Genomic DNA, 16,620 nt, shown 5'->3' with positions numbered 1-16,620 from the left:
AGTGACTGTCAAGTTTGCATAAACTGCCAGCTTGTCACCGGTCAGCTATAGTGACCGCATGGTGCACAAGCCGTCGACCTTGTGGGACCGGTCAAGGCAGTTGGCCGTGGAAACGATTTTGGACACCGCGGTGCGCCTTTTCATCGCACAAGGTTATGAAGAGACGACGATTGCCCAGATCGCCAAAGAGGTGGGGATCTCCCAGCGATCGTTGTTCCGCTACTTCGGTTCGAAGGAAGACCTGGTGTGCGGCGACCAGGAGCAATTGGGCGCGCTGCTGTGCCGGACGGTGGAGGAAGCGCCCGCGGACATGTCGGCCTGGGATGCCGTGCGCATGGGGTTCGCGGTGGTGGCCACGGCCAACCACACTCCGGAAAGAGCGCTGGAACTCACTCGGCTGATCTTCGGCACCCCCTCCCTGCATGCCCGCTACCTGGAAAAGCGCCTGCTCTGGCAGGCTGATCTGCTACCGATCGTCGTGGCCCGCACCGGAGACGCCGGCCAGGACGGGCACGTACGCGCTCGTGCGCTGATCGCGACCACCTTCGCCTGTCTCGACGTCGCGACGCAGATGCGCCTCGACGGCGGCGAAGCGATCGACGGAGCCGACGTCTACGACCGGTGCATCGCCTCGGTCCGCTCGGGCGGGCACATTTGATCGCTTCGGTGGAATAGGCCGGAGCACACCCGTGTGCGCTGCCTACGTCAACGGAAGTGGAAGTAGAGGGAGCGGTGGTAGTTCCCCTTGGCGACGTTCGGTGCGCTCTCCGGCCCCAATTGGCCGACGGCGTGGAACTTGTTCCCGATAGGGGGGACGCCGTCCAGGAACGACAGGGCACCGGGCGGATACGGGGCGAAGGCCTGTTGCGGGTTGGCGCCGACGGTGGGGGTGAACAGCCGGAGGAACAGGCCCTCTTCGGCTGACACGACGGTGATGGCGCCCTCGGAGGTGGTCAGCACGGCCCAGCAGACGTTGGCGTGGTAGCCCTTGAACTGGGGGTACTCCCAGCCGTTCGCGCCGACGGTCGTGTTGTTGTACGCCTTGGTCCAGACGTCGGGCGTCGCACCCCTCATCCGGTTCTTGTAAACGCCGTGCGGGCCGTCGCCGAGCCAGGTCAGACCGCGCACGTTCGCCTCGGGGTAGTCGAAGCTCACGCCGAGGAAGTCGTGGTTGCCGGTGCGGTGGTAGTCGTACTCCAACCGCAGCCAGCCGTTGGCGTCCAGGCGCCACCGCACCGAGGTGAGGTCACCGGTGTAGTCGGCCTGCACGACCCACCCGGTGCCGTCGCGGAAGTGGCGGAAGCCGGACAGCTCGGCTGTGCCGACGGCCAGTGCGGGGCCGTTGGCCAGTGACACCGCGGTCCCGTCGCGGGTCACGCCCACCAAACGTCCGGTCGCCTTGCCGATGGTGATCCGGGTGGTCCCGGCGGTCATCGTCACCGTGGTGGAGTCCTCGGTCCCGGTGACGCTCCCCGGCTGGGGGAGCACCAGCCTGGCGGCGTGGTCCGCGGCCTTCTTGATGCGCCACGTCCACGTGCTCACCTCACGGCCGACCGCGTCCGTCGTGGTCAAGCTCAGCGCGTCAGCTTCTGCCCAGGTGGCGGGCAGGTCCAACGACAGGACCCCGTTCGCGCCGGGGGCGATGTCGGGTCCGGCGAAGGAGCCCTCGGCCACGACGGTGTGGCCGTTGCCGGAGCCGGGGGAGACGAACCTCAGCAGCCGCCAGGTGAAGCGGCACCGGTTGACGTTGGTGAAGTCGTACCTGTTGACGATCTTGACGGTCTGGTCGAACCCCGCGGGGAAGGCCGACGCGTAGTAGCCGGGATTGGTCAACTGGACCGGCGCCCAGATGTCCTTGATCGTGTGGAAGCTCGCCTCCTTCTCGCGGAACGGGCCGAGGATGCCGTCCGGTGCGAGGTTCCCCGCCGTGTCGATCGCACCGCCGCGGTCGTCGCGCACGACGCCCTCGTCGACGAACGACCAGATGAACCCGCCCGCGGACCGCTGCGCGCCGCCCATGACCTTCCAGTAGTCGTTCAAGCCCGCACCCGAGCCACCGTCGTAGAGACCGTGCAGGAACTCGGTGGGCATGAAGACCGTGCTACCTGCCGCTTTCGCGACGGTGCTGGAGTAGGTCTGGTAGTGGCTCGTGTCGACGCCGCCGAAGGTCGTCCACGGGTGCAGCACCGCGCGCTTCTGCGGGTCGTACAGGGCGAAGTCGTCGTCCAGGGCGGTGTTCCAGCCGCCCTCGTTCCCGTTGTCCCAGAACAGGATGGACGGGTGGTTCACGTCGCGCTTCACCGTCGCGGCCACCAGCGGCGCGCCGACGCCCTCGTCGTAGCGCTTCTGCCACCCCGCGAGTTCGTCCAGGACGTAGAGGCCCAGTTCGTCGCAGAGGTCGAGGAAGTAGCTGTCCGGCGGGTAGTGCGACATCCGGACGGCGTTCATGTTCATGTCCTTCATCAGCCCGATGTCCTGCCGGGCGAGCCGGGGGCTGGACGCGCGCCCCAGCGTGGGCCAGAACGTGTGCCGGTTGGAGCCCTTGAGCACGATCCGCTTGCCGTTGACGTAGATGCCGTCACCCGCGCGGACCTCGACCGTGCGGAACCCGAACCGCACGGTGCCGGTGTGCAGCGGCGAACCGCCGCCATCGGTGAGCGTCAGGTCCACCTGGTACAGGTTCGGCGTTTCGGCCGTCCACAGCAGGGGTTGATCGGCGGTGGTGGTGATGGTCGCCCTGGTCGCGTTCGCCGGGACCACCGTCGAGAAAGGACTGCCCACGGCGGAACCGTCCAACCGCCTGATCTGGCCGACGATCCGGCCTGCCGAGCCGACGCCCGCGAGGGCCACCTCGGCGGTGAACGTCCCGTCGGCCCGCGCGTTGACGGCGACGTGGTCGATTCGCGTGACCGGATGGGCTTCCAGCGTCACGGGGCGGAAGATCCCGCCGAAGTTCCAGTAGTCACCTCGACGTTCGGCGTTGTTGACGGAGTTGTCCGCGGACTCCTTGCCGACCGTGACCTCGAGCAGGTTGGGTTGGCCCGGCTTCACCAGGGACGTGACGTCGTAGCGGAAGCGGTAGAAGCCGCCCTGGTGCGTCGGTCCCGCGGATGCCCCGTTGACGCGCACGTCGGTGTCCGTCATGGCCGCTTCGAAGACCAGGAAGATCGGCCTTCCCGTCCACGATGCCGGTGGGGTGAAGGTGAGCCGGTAGTCGCCCTTCTCGTCGGGCACCAGCGATGATCCGTAGTTGTAGCTGCCGAAGCCGTGGAACTCCCAGTTCGACGGGGTCGGGATGGTGCTCCAGACCCCGCTCCGGCGACCCGCGGTGACCCGGAAGTCCCAGTCGACCGTGTGGTCCGCGTCGGTGCCGGTGAGGAACATCGTCTCCGTCACGGGCGCGCCGGGGGCCGCGGCGGCGGGTCCCGCGAGGGGGATGCCGATCGCGGACAGCCCTGCCGTGCTCACACCCGCGGCCAGCAGACTGCGCCGTTTGATCTCCACGTCGAGACCTTCCGTAGTTGTTGTCCCGGTTGTGCTGAAACAGGTCACGGTGCCGGACTTCGCGCGGGCTCGCGGGATCGTCAGCCGAGAGCGACGTGCAGGATCTTCTCGTTGCTGTTGTTGGGGGTGCTGTCCTTGTCCCCGAGGTTCGAGGTCGTCAGCCACAGCCCGCCGTCCAGCGCGGGTTCCACCGTGCGCAGCCGTCCGTAGGTGCCATTGAAGTACACGTCCGCGGTGGGCAGGCCGTCGCCGCTGATCACTTCGCGGTACAGCCGGGTGCCGCGTTCGCAGGCCACGTACAGCACGTCGCGGACGACGGTGATGCCGGAGCAGGAGCCGTCCGCCGTGGGGTAGGTGCGCTTCGGCGCGATGAAACCGGTGGTGCCGCAGGAGCCCGACGTGCCCTCGCACGCGGGCCAGCCGTAGTTGCCGCCCTTCGTGATGAGGTTCGTCTCGTCCATCAGCGAGTTGCCGAACTCCTGCTCCCACAGCCGTCCCTGCGAGTCGAACGCCAACCCCTGCGGGTTGCGGTGGCCGTAGCTCCAGACGTAGTTGCCGAACGGGTTGTCCGAAGGCACGCTGCCGTCCGGGTTGAGCCGCAGGACCTTGCCGTTGAGGCTGGTCTTGTTCTGCGCGTTGTCGCCGTTCTGGGCGTCACCGGTGCTCGCGTAGAGCTTGCCGTCGGGTCCGAAGCGCAACCGGCCGCCGTCGTGGAACTTGTTGCGCAGGATGCCGCTGAGCAGGACCTGCTCGGTGGCGGTGTCCAGCCGGTCGTTCTCCAGCTTGATCCGCACGATCCGGTTGTCGTTGGCCGACGTGTGCATGATGTAGAGCCAGTGGTCACTGGCGAACGTGGAGGAGACGGCCAAGCCCATCAGCCCGCCCTCACCGTCGGTGCCGGACACGCCGGGCACGGTGCCCACGGTTGTCTTCGCCCCGGTGGTGGGGTTGAGGCGGACGATGTCGTGCGCGTCGCGGCGGCTGTAGAGGACGGTGCCGTCGGACAGCGCGACCAGCCCCCACGGGATGTCGGTGTCGGTCCCGACCTGCGTCACGGCGCACACCGGGTTGGCGCATCCCGCGCCGGTCGTCACGGCCGCGGTGCCGCTGCGCGCGGACACGTTGGCCTGCCCGTCGCGCGCCGTCACGGAGTACCGGTACCCGGTGTTCGGGGCCAGCCCGCTGTCGATGAACGACGTGGCGGGCGGCACGGTGGCGGTGCCGGTCACCGTGCCGACCTTGGCGTCGTCGCGGTAGACGTCGTAGGCGCGGACGCCGATGTTGTCGGTGGACGCGGTCCACGACAACGTCACCGTGGTGCCGGAAGCGGTGCCCACGAGTCGCGTCGGCGCGGTCGGCGGCTGGGTGTCGGCCTGGCACTGCGGGGGCGTGATCGGCACGGTGGTACTGGCCTGGGAGACGTTGCCCGCCGCGTCACGCGCGTTGACGAACAGGCCCCAGGTCACGCCCGCGACCACGGGGAGGCTGGTGGACAGGGTGGCGCCGTTGACCGACTTCATCAGTTGGCCGTCGTGGTAGACGTCGTAGAACACGACTCCGACGTCGTCCGTGGAGGCGTTCCACGCGAACGTCACCGAGTCGCACACCAGGTCGCTCACCCTGGGGTTGCCCGGCACCGTCGGGGGTTGGGTGTCGGCGCTGCCGCCGGACGTCCGCCACTTCTGGTTGTCCTGGCCGTTGCAGGTCCACATCGCCACCGGGGAGCTGTTGGCGGTGTTCTGCCCCGTCACGTCCAGGCACAGACCTGACTGCACGCCGACGATGGAGCCGTCGGACCTGAGGGTCCAGCGCTGGTTGGCCCCGCCGGTGCAGGTGTAGACCTGCGCCGCGGCCGGGGCGGTCGTGCTCTGACCGACCACGTCCAGGCACAGGGTGTCGTCGTACACCCTGAGTTCCCCGGTCGAGGTGAGGGTCCACGCCTGGTTGGCCTGCCCGTTGCAGTCGTAGATGTTGACGGCGGTCTTCGGCTCCCGGACGTTGCCGACCACGTCGAGGCAGCGGCCAGAGGCCACGCCGACCACGGTCGTGGCCGCCGCGGCCGACGCAGGCACCGCGCCCGCCACGGACAGCACTGCCAGGACGGCCAGGACGGCGGCCGGCAACCGTGATCGCTTGCGGTGGACCCGTGCGAGCATTCACAACTCCTAGGACTGGGAACTGCCGTAGGTCAGAGCGGACGATGCTGGGCAGCCGGCGAAAGCGCGGTCGTCGAAGAGTCACGCCAGGGTGTGGCACGGCACCGCGGCCAGGGCGGATGGCTGCGGGGCCGGGGCGGTGAGAGCCCGTGAAAGCGCTCTCACGTGTCCCGTGATCACTGTCCCAACGGTGTGCTCCTTCGTCAACCGAGGATGTTGTCGCTACGCCGCGCAGGCGTGTGGAACGGCCAAGCCGCTCAGATCGACTTGAGCACCCGGACGCGGTCGGCGATGGCGCGCTTGGCGACGTCGGAGGTGAAGGCGATGGAGTCGAACTCGTGCGGGGCTCCGGGGTGCAGGTGGAACTCCACGGTCACGCCCGCTTGGCTGAGCTTGGTCGCGTAGGCGGTGTCCTCGTCGCGGAAGGCGTCGAGTTGGCCGACCTCGATGTAGGCGGGCGGCAGGCCGGTGGCGTCCTCGAGTCGGGCCGGAGCTGCGGTCGGTGGGACGTCGGGGCCGCCCGCGGCTTCGCCGAGAAGCGCGGGCCACGCGGTGCGGCTGTCGTCGTAGGACCACAGCAGGTAAGGCTCGATGTGGGGGTCGGGTGTGGTGGTGCGGTCGTCGAGCATCGGCATGATCAGGATCTGCTGGGCGATGTTCGGGCCGCCGCGGTCGCGGGCGAGGATCGACAGCGCCGCGGCCAGACCGCCTCCGGCGCTGTCGCCCATCACGCCGATCCGGTCGGGGTCCACGCCGAGTTCGGTGGCGTGTTCGTGCAGCCAGCGCAGTGCGGCGTAGGCGTCTTCCAGCGGCGTCGGGAACGGGTGTTCGGGGGCACGGCGGTACTCCACTGACAGCATCGGCACACCGCTGGCGGAGACGTAGCGGGAGACCGGTCCGTCGAACAGGTCGATGTGGCCGAAGATGTACCCGCCGCCGTGGAAGAACAGCGAGGCCGGGCCGGGTGCGGCGTCGTTCTTGGTGTACCAGCGGACCGTGATCTGCGTGCCGTCGGCTGTCGTCACCTGGTGGTCGGTCGTGGTGACGTCGGCGGGGATCGGTTGGGCTGTTCCCGCGGCGCCGATGATCGGTTCCCACAGTGCGCGCCGCGCCGCGACGTCACCCACCGCGGGCGGGGTGGCCTCCGCCATCGCGCCCGCCATCGGGGCCAGTGCTTCGGCGATCTCGGGGTCGAGGTTCAACGACATGACCGGATTCCTTCTCGGAGCTGTGAGGTTGGGGTGTCAGGCGCCGGGCACGAGGACGACGACCTTGCCCGGCAACGCGCCCGTGGCGGCTTGTGCGTGGAGTGCGGGCAGGTCGGCCAGGGGCACCCGCTGGGCGATGTCGACGTGCAGGTCGCCGCTGTCGACCAGTTCCACGAGCTTGGCCAGTTGGTTGGCGTCGCTGCGGACGAAGAGGTTGATGCCGCGCACGCCGCGGTTTTCGTCGGTGGGTGCGGGCATCCACACCGTCGTGTTGACGACGACACCGCCGGACCGGACGAGGGTGGTCAGTTCGGCCAGTTGCTCGGGGGCGACTGGTGCGAGGTTGAGCACGACGTCGACCGGTTCGGTCACGGCGGTGGTCAGCGCGGTGGTGGTGTGGTCGACGATCTCGTCGGCGCCGTAGGTCTTGGCGCGCTCGCCGGTGCGCGGGCTGGCGGTGGCGATCACGTGCGCCCCGGCCCACCTGGCCAGTTGGATGGCGTAGCCGCCGACCGCTCCGCCCGCGCCGTTGATCAGCACGCGCTGGCCGGTCGTCAGGCCGCCGTGGTCGAAGAGCGCCTGCCACGCGGTCAGGCCCACCAGCGGCAGCGCGGCGGCGTCCGGGAGAGGGATGCTCCGGGGCGCGGGCGTCAGGAGTTCGGCCGGGATCAGGATGTACTCGGCGGACGCGCCGTCGTCGGTCATCGGCAGGAAGCCGACGACCTGGTCGCCGACCGCCAGGCCGTCCACGTCCGAGCCCAGTGCGTCGACCGTGCCGGCGACGTCGCGGCCGGGGGTGTGGGGCAGTGCGACGGGCATGGGGCCTTGCATGTTGCCTGCGCGGACGCCGGCGTCGATGGGGTTGAACGAGGTCGCGGCGACGCGGAGGCGGACCTGTCCGGTGCCTGGCGTGGGGATGTCGACGTCTTCGTAGTGGAGGACGTCGGGGTCACCGAAACCGTGGAATCGCACTGCCTTCATGGGAGGGCCTGCCTTCGTTCGAGTGGGGCTTGCTTCGAGTTCGAAGCATCTGAGGGTTAAGCTACCACTTGCTTAGAATTCGAAGTAAGTGGTGTCCGTCACCGGCGGCGGCCTGGTCGATGCGCTCACGCGGGTGCCCCACGCCGTCGTCAGCCGATTTCCGCTGGTCTTCGACGGCTCATGACTGCCACCGTGCGCCACACCGGTGTCCGGTCTCCACGTCCTGGAGTGCTCGCCGGTGTCCAGCGCTGCCCACCGACGGGATGTCGGCCCGGTCAGCCGCCTTCGACGAGGTTCGCGTCGTGGGCCAGGATCGCCGCCTGGACCCGGTTCGACAGGTCGAGCTTGGTCAGCAGGCGGCTCATGTGCGCCTTCACGGTGGCCTGGCTGTTGTGCAGTCGCTCGCCGATCTCCGTGTTGGACAAGCCGCGGCCCACGAGCGCGAGCACCTCGCGTTCCCGGTCGGTCAGCACCTTGAGCCGGTTGCGGGCGTCGTCGCCGACGGGGGAGTCGCGTTCGACGAACGCCGAGATCAGGTTCCGGGTCACCGACGGCGACAGCATCGCCTGGCCGTCGGCCACCACGTGCACGGCCTTGATCAGGTCACGGGGCGGGGTGTCCTTGAGCAGGAAACCCACCGCGCCCGCCCGCAGCGCCGCGTGCACGTACTCGTCGAGGTCGAACGTCGTGAGCACGATGACCTTCGGCGGCTCCGGCAGCAGGGCCAACGCCTTCGTCGCGGTGAGCCCGTCCGACTGCGGCATCCGGATGTCCATCAGCACCACGGTCGGCCGGTGCGCCCGCGACTCGGTGACGGCCTCGTCGCCGTTGCGCGCCTCCGCGACCACGGTGATGTCGTCGTCGGCCTCCAGCATCGTGCGCAGGCCGACGCGCATCAGCTCCTCGTCGTCGGCGATCAGGACCCGGATCATCCGGCGGGCACCGCGATCGGGATCCTGGCCGCGATCCGGAAGCCACCGGTGTCCAACGGGCCGGACTCGAACTCGCCGCCGACCAGCGTCAAGCGCTCCTTCAGACCGGCCAGCCCGTGTCCGCCGCTGGGCAGGTCGATGCCGGTCGACCGGCGCGGCGCGTCGTTGCGCACGCTCACCTCGAGCCGGTCGGGCAGGAAGCGCAACGAGATCTCGGTGCGCGCCCCGAACGCGTGTTTGTGCACGTTGGTCAGACCCTCCTGGACGATGCGGTAGGCGGTCCGCTCCGCCACGTTCGCCAACCGCCGCCTGCCCTCGACGCGGTAGTCGACCGGCACCCCGGCGCTGCGCGACTGCTCGACCAACTCCGCCAGGTCGTCCAGGGTCGGCTGCGGGGCCAGCGGCGCGGTGTCCCCGACGTCGTCGACCTTGAGCACGCCGACGGCCTGCCGCAACTCGCCCAGGGCCTGCCTGCCGATGTCGGCGATCCGGGTCGCCGCCTCCGCGACCGCGACGGGTTCCCGGTCGGGTTTCATCTCCAACGCCCCCGCGTGCACGACCATCAGGCTCACCCGGTGCGCCACGACGTCGTGCATCTCCCTGGCGATCCGGGTGCGCTCCTCGGTGCGGACCTGCTGAGCCAGCAGCCGTCGCTCCCGTTCCAACCGCTGTGCCCGTTCCCGCAGGGACGCCATGAGCCCGCGCCGGGCGTTCATGTACAGGCCCAGCACGATCGGCAGCACCACGGCCACCAGCACCAGAACCCCGGTGAAGCCCAGGACCAGGTACAGCGCGGCGGTGCCGGGTATGTCGGTCCAGGACCACGGCTTGAGACCCGCGACGACGGCCAGCAGGCCCCCTCCGGCGAGCACGACGCGGGACGTCCCACTCGCGGCGAGGGTGTACAGGGCGATCGACAGGCCGAGCAACGTCGCGTGGCCGAACGCCTCCGCGACGACGACCACCAGCAGGACGACCACGGGGAAACGGCGGCGTGCCACCAGTGCGAGGGTGAACGCCGACCCCGCGAGGTGGCTGAACAGCCCGGCGACCGAGACGACCTGCGGTGTGGTGGCCGGTTGACCGGTGGCGGCGATGGTCGGCAGGAACGGCGCCGTCCACGCGGCCAGCAGCCACGCCAGCACCGGCACCGCCGTGACGACGAGCGCCAGCGCGATGTCGAACGCCGCACCGCGCCGCGTCCTCCACCAGCCGAAACCAGGTCCTTCCTGTGCGCTGTCCACGGCGATCAGCCTAAGCCGGTCGGGTCGGGGCCGCAGTTGGCCAACTGGCTACTCGCGCGGTCCGGAAGTCGTAGGTCGCGCTGCCCGGATCACCGACTTCGGGAGGGGGTGGCGACCGCTCGCGGGCCGATGCGCCGGGCAGCGGGTCGACGACACGATTGGCCGCAGTCCGGCGAACGGCGCTCGGACCCGGCGGAAGAAGGAAACCATGGACACCGGCCTGCCGAAGGCCCCTCGCGTCACCGCTGCCGCGGACCCCGCCGACGGGCCCGTGCCACCCGAGTTGCGGACGGTCTTCGTCCTGCTGTTCACGAACCTCGGCCTGAGCGTGGTGCTGACCGTCCTGGTGTTCGTCTTCCGCGACAGCCTGGTCGACTACCAGTTGGCGCACACGGTCCTCCAGCCCGGCACCGACGTCGAGCGGTTCCGCGCGGTGCTGCACCAGCAGGTGTGGTTCCGTGTCGCCGGGGTGCTCCTGGTGTCCGCCATGTACCTGCGCGTCGGCTACCGGCTGCGCCGCGGGCACCGCGCCGCCTACCGCAGGGTCGTCTGGATCTCGATCGGCGGACTGCTCGGCCTGCTGTCGTTGCTGCTGTCCGACAGCTATCCGTGGTGGATGCGCGTCGAGCAGGTCGTCCAGGGAGCGGTTCTGGCCGCGCTGCTGTGGTTCGTCACCCGGCCCGCCATGCGCGCCCGGTTCGCCGCGCCGAAGAAGCCGAAGACCGGCTTCCTCCGCCGACCGTCCACAACGGACCGGTAGTGGACGCGTGGTGGTGCGCCTACGGTCAGCGGTCGATGGCGGCCATGTTGTCCGCGTCGTAGCGCTCGCCGGAGGCCGGGGGCAGGGCGTCGAGGCGGGCGACGTGGCCCGCGGTGAGGTCGATGTGGCCCGCGGCGGCGTTCTCCTCCAGCCGGGCGACCCGCTTGGTGCCGGGGATGGGCGCGATGTCGTTCCCCTGGGCGAGCAGCCAGGCCAGGGCGACCTGGGCGGGCGTGGTGCCGGTCTCGGCGGCCACGGCGCGCACCTCGTCGACGATGCGCAGGTTGCGTTCGAGGTTGCCGTCGGCGAAGCGGTGGTTGGTGCGGCGCCAGTCGTCGGCGTCGAGGTCGTCGAGGGAGCGGATGTTCCCGGTCAGGAAGCCGCGGCCGAGCGGGGAGTACGGCACGAAGCCGATTCCCAGTTCGCGCAGGGCGGGCAGGATCTCGGCCTCCGGGTCGCGGGTCCACAGCGAGTACTCGGACTGGACCGCGGTGATCGGGTGCACGGCGTGAGCGCGGCGGATCGTGTCGGGTCCCGCCTCCGACAGGCCGATGTGGCGGATCTTGCCTTCGGCCACCAGTTCGGCCAGTGCGCCAACGGTTTCCTCGATGGGCGTGCCGGGGTCCACCCGGTGCTGGTAGTAGAGGTCGATGTGGTCGGTGCCCAGGCGCTTCAAGGAACCCTCGACGGCCAGGCGGGTGTTGGCCGGGGTGCTGTCCGGGGTCGAGCCGCCGGTGTGGGAGATCAGGCCGAACTTGGTCGCCAGCACGACCTCGTCCCGGCGCCCCCGCACGGCCCGGCCGACCAGTTCCTCGTTGATGAAGGGGCCGTACCCCTCGGCGGTGTCGATGTGGGTTACTCCGAGGTCCAGTGCGCGGTGGATCGTGTGGATCGACTCGTCGTCGAACCGGCCCGCGCCGCCGTAGAACGCCGACATCCCCATTGCTCCCAGGCCGATGCGCGAGACCTCGAGGCTGCCGAGCGAAGTGGTCTTCATGGTGAGGACTTCCCATCCCGTTAGATAAGTACCGTTCGGTACTGAACTCTAACACATCGGGACCGGTCGGTACTTATATGCGGTTCGAACGTCTGGGTGGGGCGAAAATGGCTGGTCGGCGCATATCTGTACCGAGGGGTACACTTGTGGTATGGGTGACGCTGGCAAGGCCGTCATGGGTCGGCCGCGGGAGTTCGACATCGACCAGGCGCTGGAACGCGCGATGCGGGTGTTCTGGGCGCGGGGTTACGAAGGTGCGAGCCTCGCCGAGTTGACCGGCGTCATGGGGATCACCAAGACGAGCATGTACGCGGCCTTCGGCAACAAGGAGCAGTTGTTCCGCAAGGCCCTCGAGCGCTACGGCGCGGGGCCCGCCGCCTACGTCACGCGCGCACTGGAGGAGTCCGACGCGCGGGCTGTGGCCTTGGCGTTCCTCTGCGGGGCGGTCTGCGCCACGACCCCTCCCGGCGGTCCCTCCGGGTGTCTGACCGTGCAGGGTGCGCTCGCGTCGAGCGACGAGGGTCGGGCCGTCCGCGACTTGCTCGTCGACTGGCGCAACGCCGCGGGGGTTCACCTCGAAGAGCGCTTCCGGCGTGCCGTCGACGAGGGTGATCTTCCGAGCGGCGCCGACCCGCGTCGTCTTGCCCGATTCATCATGACGACGGCTTTCGGCATCGCGGTGCAGGCCGCCAACGGCCTCGGTCCCGCCGAGCTCGAGGAGATCGTCGACACGGCGATGCTCGGCTGGCCCGCGTAGCGGCTGTTCGTGCCGTGGCACGGCGAAGGTGTGGTAAAACTTCGGTACCGCTCGGAACAGAAGTGGGAGCGGTGACACCTCACCCAGCCGAGAAGGGGATCATGTCCGACACCGACCTGCGCGAGTTCTACCTGCGCTACATCGAGGCGCTCAACGCCCACGAGATCCACCGCATGGCCGAGTTCATCAACGACGAGACCACCCTGAACGGCGAGCCGGCCACCAGGGACCAGGTCGTCGCCGTGCTGAACGGCCTCGTCGACGCGGTCCCGGACTTCCACTGGGAGCCCACGGAGATCGCCGTCGACGGTGATCGCCTGGCCGCCCGTCTGACCAACACCGGCACACCAGCCAAGGAGTGGCTCGGCGCGGCTCCCACCGGCGCCTCGTTCGAGATCGTCGAGTACGCCGTCTACCAGGTTCGCGACGGGCGGTTCGTGCACATGACGGCCCTGCACGACGCCGAGACCCTGAAGCGGCAGCTCGGTGCCTGATTCACGCAAGCCGATCGGCGTCGGCATCGTCGGCCTGAGCGCCACGGGAGGCTGGGCGGCCGGGGCCCACCTGCCCGCGTTGAGCGCCGTGGACGGGATCGAACTCCGCGCGCTGGCGGCGAGTTCCGAGGCCTCGGCCCAGGCCGCGGGAGCGGCGTACGGCGTACCCGCGTACACGTCGGTCGAGCAACTCGCCGTCGACGAGGACGTCGACCTCGTCGTCGTCGCCGTCAAAGTGCCCCGGCATCGCGAACTCGTGCTGCCCGTGCTGAAGGCCGGCGTGCCGGTGCTCTCCGAGTGGCCGCTCGCCGTCGACCTGCGCGAGGCCGAGGAGATGGCGCGTGCCGCCGGGACGACGCGCACCTTCGTCGGTCTTCAGGGACGCTCCTCGCCCACCTTCCGCTGGCTGGCCGACCTCGTGTCCGACGGCTTCGTGGGGGAGGTGCTCTCCGCCACCGTCGTGGCGTCCTCGACCGAGTGGGGCACTCCGGTGTCCCCGAACATGGTCTACACGCTGGACCGCGAACTCGGGGCCACGATGCTGACCATCCCGTTCGGACACACGATCGACCTGGTGTCGATGGTCGTCGGCGAGCTGCGGGACGTGGTCGCCACGACCGCGACCCGGCGCAGCCAGGTCCCCCTCGGGCGTACCGGGCAGGTCGTTCCGATGACCGCCGAGGACCAGATCGCGATCTCGGGCACCCTTGCGGGCGGTGCGGTCCTGTCCGTCCACCACCGCGGAGGCGCGGCATCGGGCGCGGGGTTCTCCCTGATCATCGACGGCACGGGGGGAAGGCTCGAGATCAGCGGCGCCGAGTTCCCGCACATCGGTCCGGTCACGGTGCGCGGCACGCGCGGCGGCGGTCGGCCCGCGGAACTCACGCTGCCCAGCGGCTACGACGACTACCCCGCCCTGACCGGAACGGTGGTCCACACCCTGGCGCACGCCTACGCCGCGATCCGGGACGACCTCGTCCGCGGAACGGCCGTCGCCCCGGACTTCACCGACGCCGTCGAGCGCCACCGGCTCCTCGACGCGATCGTCCGGTCCGCCGCCACAGGCCGACGACAAGCCGTCGACCCTCGTGCGGAGTAGCTGATGGTGCGCGGGGGTGTCAGCGCAGGGTGGCTTCGAGGATCGCGTAGGGACTGGGGGTGTCCAGAACCCGGTCGAGGGTGAAACCGGCGCTCTCCAGCAGATCCCGGTATTCCTGTTCGGTGCGTTCCTTCCCGCCGAGGATCCCGAGCATGGCCAAGTCGAGTGCCTTGGTGGGGTGGGGCTGGTCGCCGGGCGGAACGATCCCCTCCAGGATGATCACTCTCGCACCGGGGTTCGCGGCAGCGGAGATGGAGCCGAGAACGCGCAGGGCGTCCTGGTCGCTCCAGTCGTGCAGGATCCAGCCGAGCAGGTAGATGTCCGCCGTGGGGACGGCCGTGAAGAAGTCGCCCGCCACGAACTCCAGGCGGTCGGCGAGTTCGGTGGCGGTCGGTGAGGTGCGCGCGGCCTGAATGGTCGCGGGCAGGTCGAGGACGATGCCGCGGCGGGCCGGATCGTCGTCGTGGTCGAGCAGTCGGGCCAGCATGGTGCCGTCGGATCCGCCGATGTCGGCGATGGTCTTCCCCCGCGGCAGCCGGTAGCCGTCGAAGATGCCCGCGCGCAGAGTGGTGGCGAAGGTGGCCATCGCTTGGCTGAACAGGCGGGATCGGGCGGGATCGGCGGCGAGCCAGTCGAAGTAGGGCATGCCGTAGTACTTGTCGGCGGCGGGTTGGCCGGTGCGCAGCGTGTGCCGCAGTTCGGTGAAGGGCAGGTAGTGGAACTGCATCCCCGCCCTGGCGACGCCGAGCAGGGAGTGCGGGTGGTTCTCCGACAGCGTGGCCCCGAGCGGGGTGATGCTCACCTGGTCGCCGTCGGTGGTGAAAACCCCGAGCGGCGCGAGGGAGCGGACGAGCCTGCGCAAGGCGTCGGGGTTCGCGGCCGTCCGTTCGGCCAGAACGGCCAGGGGCGTGGGGCCTTCCTGGTCCAGGATCGTGGGCACCCCCAGATCCGCGATGGCGAACAGCGCTTGGGACACCTGGAAACCGTCCAGCAATCGGGCCATCACCGCGAACGGCGGCGGAGTCGGTGTGTCCTTCTGCTCTGCCATTCCGCCACTTCCGTTCCGCGTCGACGTCAAGATGCGCCGGCTACCTTAGTACGACGACGACAGGTGGTGATGTTGCTCCCCGTGGTGGCCGATTCGGGCGCGGGATCGCCTGCTCGACAAGCCCGCGACAAGGTCGGTGCGCGAGCCTTGGCACCCGCGAGCCGTGACCGGTGGCTCCGGAGTTCGGGGAGGGGACATCCGTGACCTGTGGGGAGTCCACGGCGGGCGGCGAGCTGCTCGGAGCGGGCTGGAGCGAGCGTGAACTGGACCTGCTGCGCGGCCTCGCCGACGGTCTCGCCATCGACGAGATCGCCGCGCGGATGGGCTACTCCGACAGCACGCTGAAGAACGTCCTGCACGAGATCACGTCGCGGCTGGGGGTGCGCAACCGCACGCAGGCCGTCGCCCACGCCATCAGGACCGGTGCCATCTGACCGTCCCGGCTCCCGATAACATGCCTCCTCGCGGGTGGGACGCCTGATCCGTCGCCGCTCGGTGGGGTCGGTGTGCGGGAGGACTACGAGTGGCCGTTCTGTTCCGACTGCTCGGTGACGTGGACGCGCAGGTGGACGGGACTTCGCTGGCACTGGGCCCTTCCCTGCGCCGAACGGTCTTCGCCGTGCTGGCGGTCAAGGTGGACCAGGTCGTCCCCGTCGACGTGCTGATCGACCGGGTGTGGGGGACGGGCGCGCCGCCGCGGGCGCACAGTTCGCTGTACAGCTACGTGACGCGGCTGCGCGCGACGCTGGCGGGCTCCGGCGCGGACATCGTGAGGCGCGGCAACGGTTACCTGCTCGCCGCCGATGAGATGTCGATCGACCTGCACCGGTTCCGGGACCTGGTCCGCCAGGCCCGTGACGAGGACGACGCGCGGGCGGCGAAGTTCTACGAGGAGGCGTCGGCGCTGTGGCAGGGCGATCCCTTCGCCGGGCTGGAGTCGTCGTGGCTGGCCGAGCAGCGCGCCGCGCTCGAACAGGAGCGGCACGCCGCGTTCCTCGACTCGGTGGACGTCCGGATCCGGCTCGGGCGGCACGCCGAGGTGGTGGCCGAACTGTCCGACGCTGGCGCGGAGCACCCGTTGGACGAGCGGCTGGCGGCGCAGGCGGTGCTGGCCCTGCACCGCGGCGGGCAGCGGGCCGACGCGCTGCGGCGCTACCGGGAGATCAGCGACCGCCTGCGCGACGAGCTCGGCGTCGATCCCGGTGAGGCGCTGCGTTCGCTGCACCACCGCGTCCTGACCGAGGACCCGGAGCTGACGGCCCACCCCGTCCCGGCGGCGCGGGTCGTGGTGCCGCGCCAGCTCCCTCCCGCGCCGCGCCACTTCGTCGGGCGGGCCGACGAGTTGCGCGCGCTGTCGGCCGCGCTCCTGCCGGACGAGGCGGAGGGCACGCCGATCGCCCTGGTCAGCGGAACGGGCGGGCTCGGCAAGACGTCGCTGGC

Annotated in this window: 15 protein-coding genes; 7 read left to right on the top strand and 8 right to left on the bottom strand. The window is 70.0% G+C overall.

Translation table 11 applies throughout. The annotated features are described in order from the left end of the window. Positions 1-58: 58 nt before the first annotated feature. Positions 59-658, top strand: a complete 600-nt coding sequence (locus tag NZH93_RS37125; protein WP_259627965.1) for a TetR/AcrR family transcriptional regulator — start codon at positions 59-61, stop codon at positions 656-658. A 47-nt stretch (positions 659-705) separates the two neighbouring features. Here the strand turns inward: NZH93_RS37125 and NZH93_RS37120 are convergent, their stop codons facing one another. From NZH93_RS37120 to NZH93_RS50970, 6 genes are all read right to left on the bottom strand, one after another. Further along, the gene (locus NZH93_RS37120) at positions 706-3,504 is read right to left on the bottom strand and encodes a glycoside hydrolase family 2 TIM barrel-domain containing protein (RefSeq protein ID WP_259627964.1); all 2,799 of its coding nucleotides are present in this window, start codon (positions 3,502-3,504) and stop codon (positions 706-708) included. A gap of 80 nt (positions 3,505-3,584) precedes the next feature. Beyond that, on the bottom strand, positions 3,585-5,660 hold the full coding sequence (locus tag NZH93_RS37115; protein ID WP_259627963.1) for a PQQ-dependent sugar dehydrogenase: 2,076 nt from the start codon (positions 5,658-5,660) through the stop codon (positions 3,585-3,587). Positions 5,661-5,917: 257 nt separating this feature from the next. Then, the gene (locus tag NZH93_RS37110; RefSeq protein ID WP_259627962.1) at positions 5,918-6,868 is read right to left on the bottom strand and encodes an alpha/beta hydrolase; all 951 of its coding nucleotides are present in this window, start codon (positions 6,866-6,868) and stop codon (positions 5,918-5,920) included. A gap of 36 nt (positions 6,869-6,904) precedes the next feature. Next, entirely contained in the window at positions 6,905-7,849 is a 945-nt protein-coding gene (locus tag NZH93_RS37105; protein WP_259627961.1) for an NADP-dependent oxidoreductase, read from the bottom strand. A gap of 275 nt (positions 7,850-8,124) precedes the next feature. Next, on the bottom strand, positions 8,125-8,781 hold the full coding sequence (locus NZH93_RS37100) for a response regulator (RefSeq protein ID WP_259627960.1): 657 nt from the start codon (positions 8,779-8,781) through the stop codon (positions 8,125-8,127). Further along, positions 8,778-10,025 carry a sensor histidine kinase gene (locus NZH93_RS50970; RefSeq protein ID WP_259627959.1) on the bottom strand — a complete coding sequence of 416 codons (1,248 nt, stop codon included), beginning with the start codon at positions 10,023-10,025 and terminating at the stop codon, positions 8,778-8,780. The genes NZH93_RS37100 and NZH93_RS50970 overlap by 4 nt, the downstream gene beginning before the upstream one ends. Positions 10,026-10,233: 208 nt before the next feature. On the opposite strand from NZH93_RS50970, the gene NZH93_RS37090 reads away from it, so the two are divergent. Then, on the top strand, positions 10,234-10,785 hold the full coding sequence (locus NZH93_RS37090; RefSeq protein WP_259627958.1) for a hypothetical protein: 552 nt from the start codon (positions 10,234-10,236) through the stop codon (positions 10,783-10,785). Positions 10,786-10,810: 25 nt separating this feature from the next. On the opposite strand, the gene NZH93_RS37085 is transcribed toward NZH93_RS37090, so the two are convergent. Beyond that, a complete protein-coding gene (locus tag NZH93_RS37085) occupies positions 10,811-11,782 on the bottom strand; it encodes an aldo/keto reductase (RefSeq protein ID WP_259627957.1) in 972 nt (323 codons plus the stop codon). A gap of 151 nt (positions 11,783-11,933) precedes the next feature. Between NZH93_RS37085 and NZH93_RS37080 the strand changes: the two genes are divergently transcribed. The 3 genes from NZH93_RS37080 to NZH93_RS50965 all read left to right on the top strand — a co-directional run bounded on the left by NZH93_RS37080 (position 11,934) and on the right by NZH93_RS50965 (position 14,132). Beyond that, a complete protein-coding gene (locus tag NZH93_RS37080) occupies positions 11,934-12,539 on the top strand; it encodes a TetR/AcrR family transcriptional regulator (protein WP_259627956.1) in 606 nt (201 codons plus the stop codon). Between the two features lie 101 nt (positions 12,540-12,640). After that, complete coding sequence (locus NZH93_RS37075; protein ID WP_259627955.1) at positions 12,641-13,033, top strand: ester cyclase; 393 nt, start codon at positions 12,641-12,643, stop codon at positions 13,031-13,033. Beyond that, positions 13,026-14,132, top strand: coding sequence for a Gfo/Idh/MocA family protein (locus NZH93_RS50965; protein WP_259627954.1), 1,107 nt, complete (start codon positions 13,026-13,028; stop codon positions 14,130-14,132). Before NZH93_RS37075 ends, NZH93_RS50965 begins: the two co-directional genes overlap by 8 nt. A 19-nt stretch (positions 14,133-14,151) precedes the next feature. On the opposite strand, the gene NZH93_RS37065 is transcribed toward NZH93_RS50965, so the two are convergent. Beyond that, on the bottom strand, positions 14,152-15,180 hold the full coding sequence (locus NZH93_RS37065; protein WP_259627953.1) for a methyltransferase: 1,029 nt from the start codon (positions 15,178-15,180) through the stop codon (positions 14,152-14,154). 200 nt (positions 15,181-15,380) lie between these two features. Between NZH93_RS37065 and NZH93_RS37060 the strand changes: the two genes are divergently transcribed. After that, entirely contained in the window at positions 15,381-15,614 is a 234-nt protein-coding gene (locus tag NZH93_RS37060; RefSeq protein WP_259627952.1) for a helix-turn-helix domain-containing protein, read from the top strand. Positions 15,615-15,703: 89 nt separating this feature from the next. Beyond that, a partial coding sequence (locus NZH93_RS37055) for an AfsR/SARP family transcriptional regulator (RefSeq protein ID WP_259627951.1) occupies positions 15,704-16,620 on the top strand: 917 nt, incomplete at its 3' end.

It is taken from the genome of Umezawaea endophytica, assembly GCF_025061645.1.
Taxonomy (GTDB): Bacteria; Actinomycetota; Actinomycetes; order Mycobacteriales; family Pseudonocardiaceae; genus Umezawaea; species Umezawaea endophytica.
The sequence above is the reverse complement of the archived record's forward strand: the minus strand, read 5'-3'. Positions and strand labels throughout refer to the sequence as shown.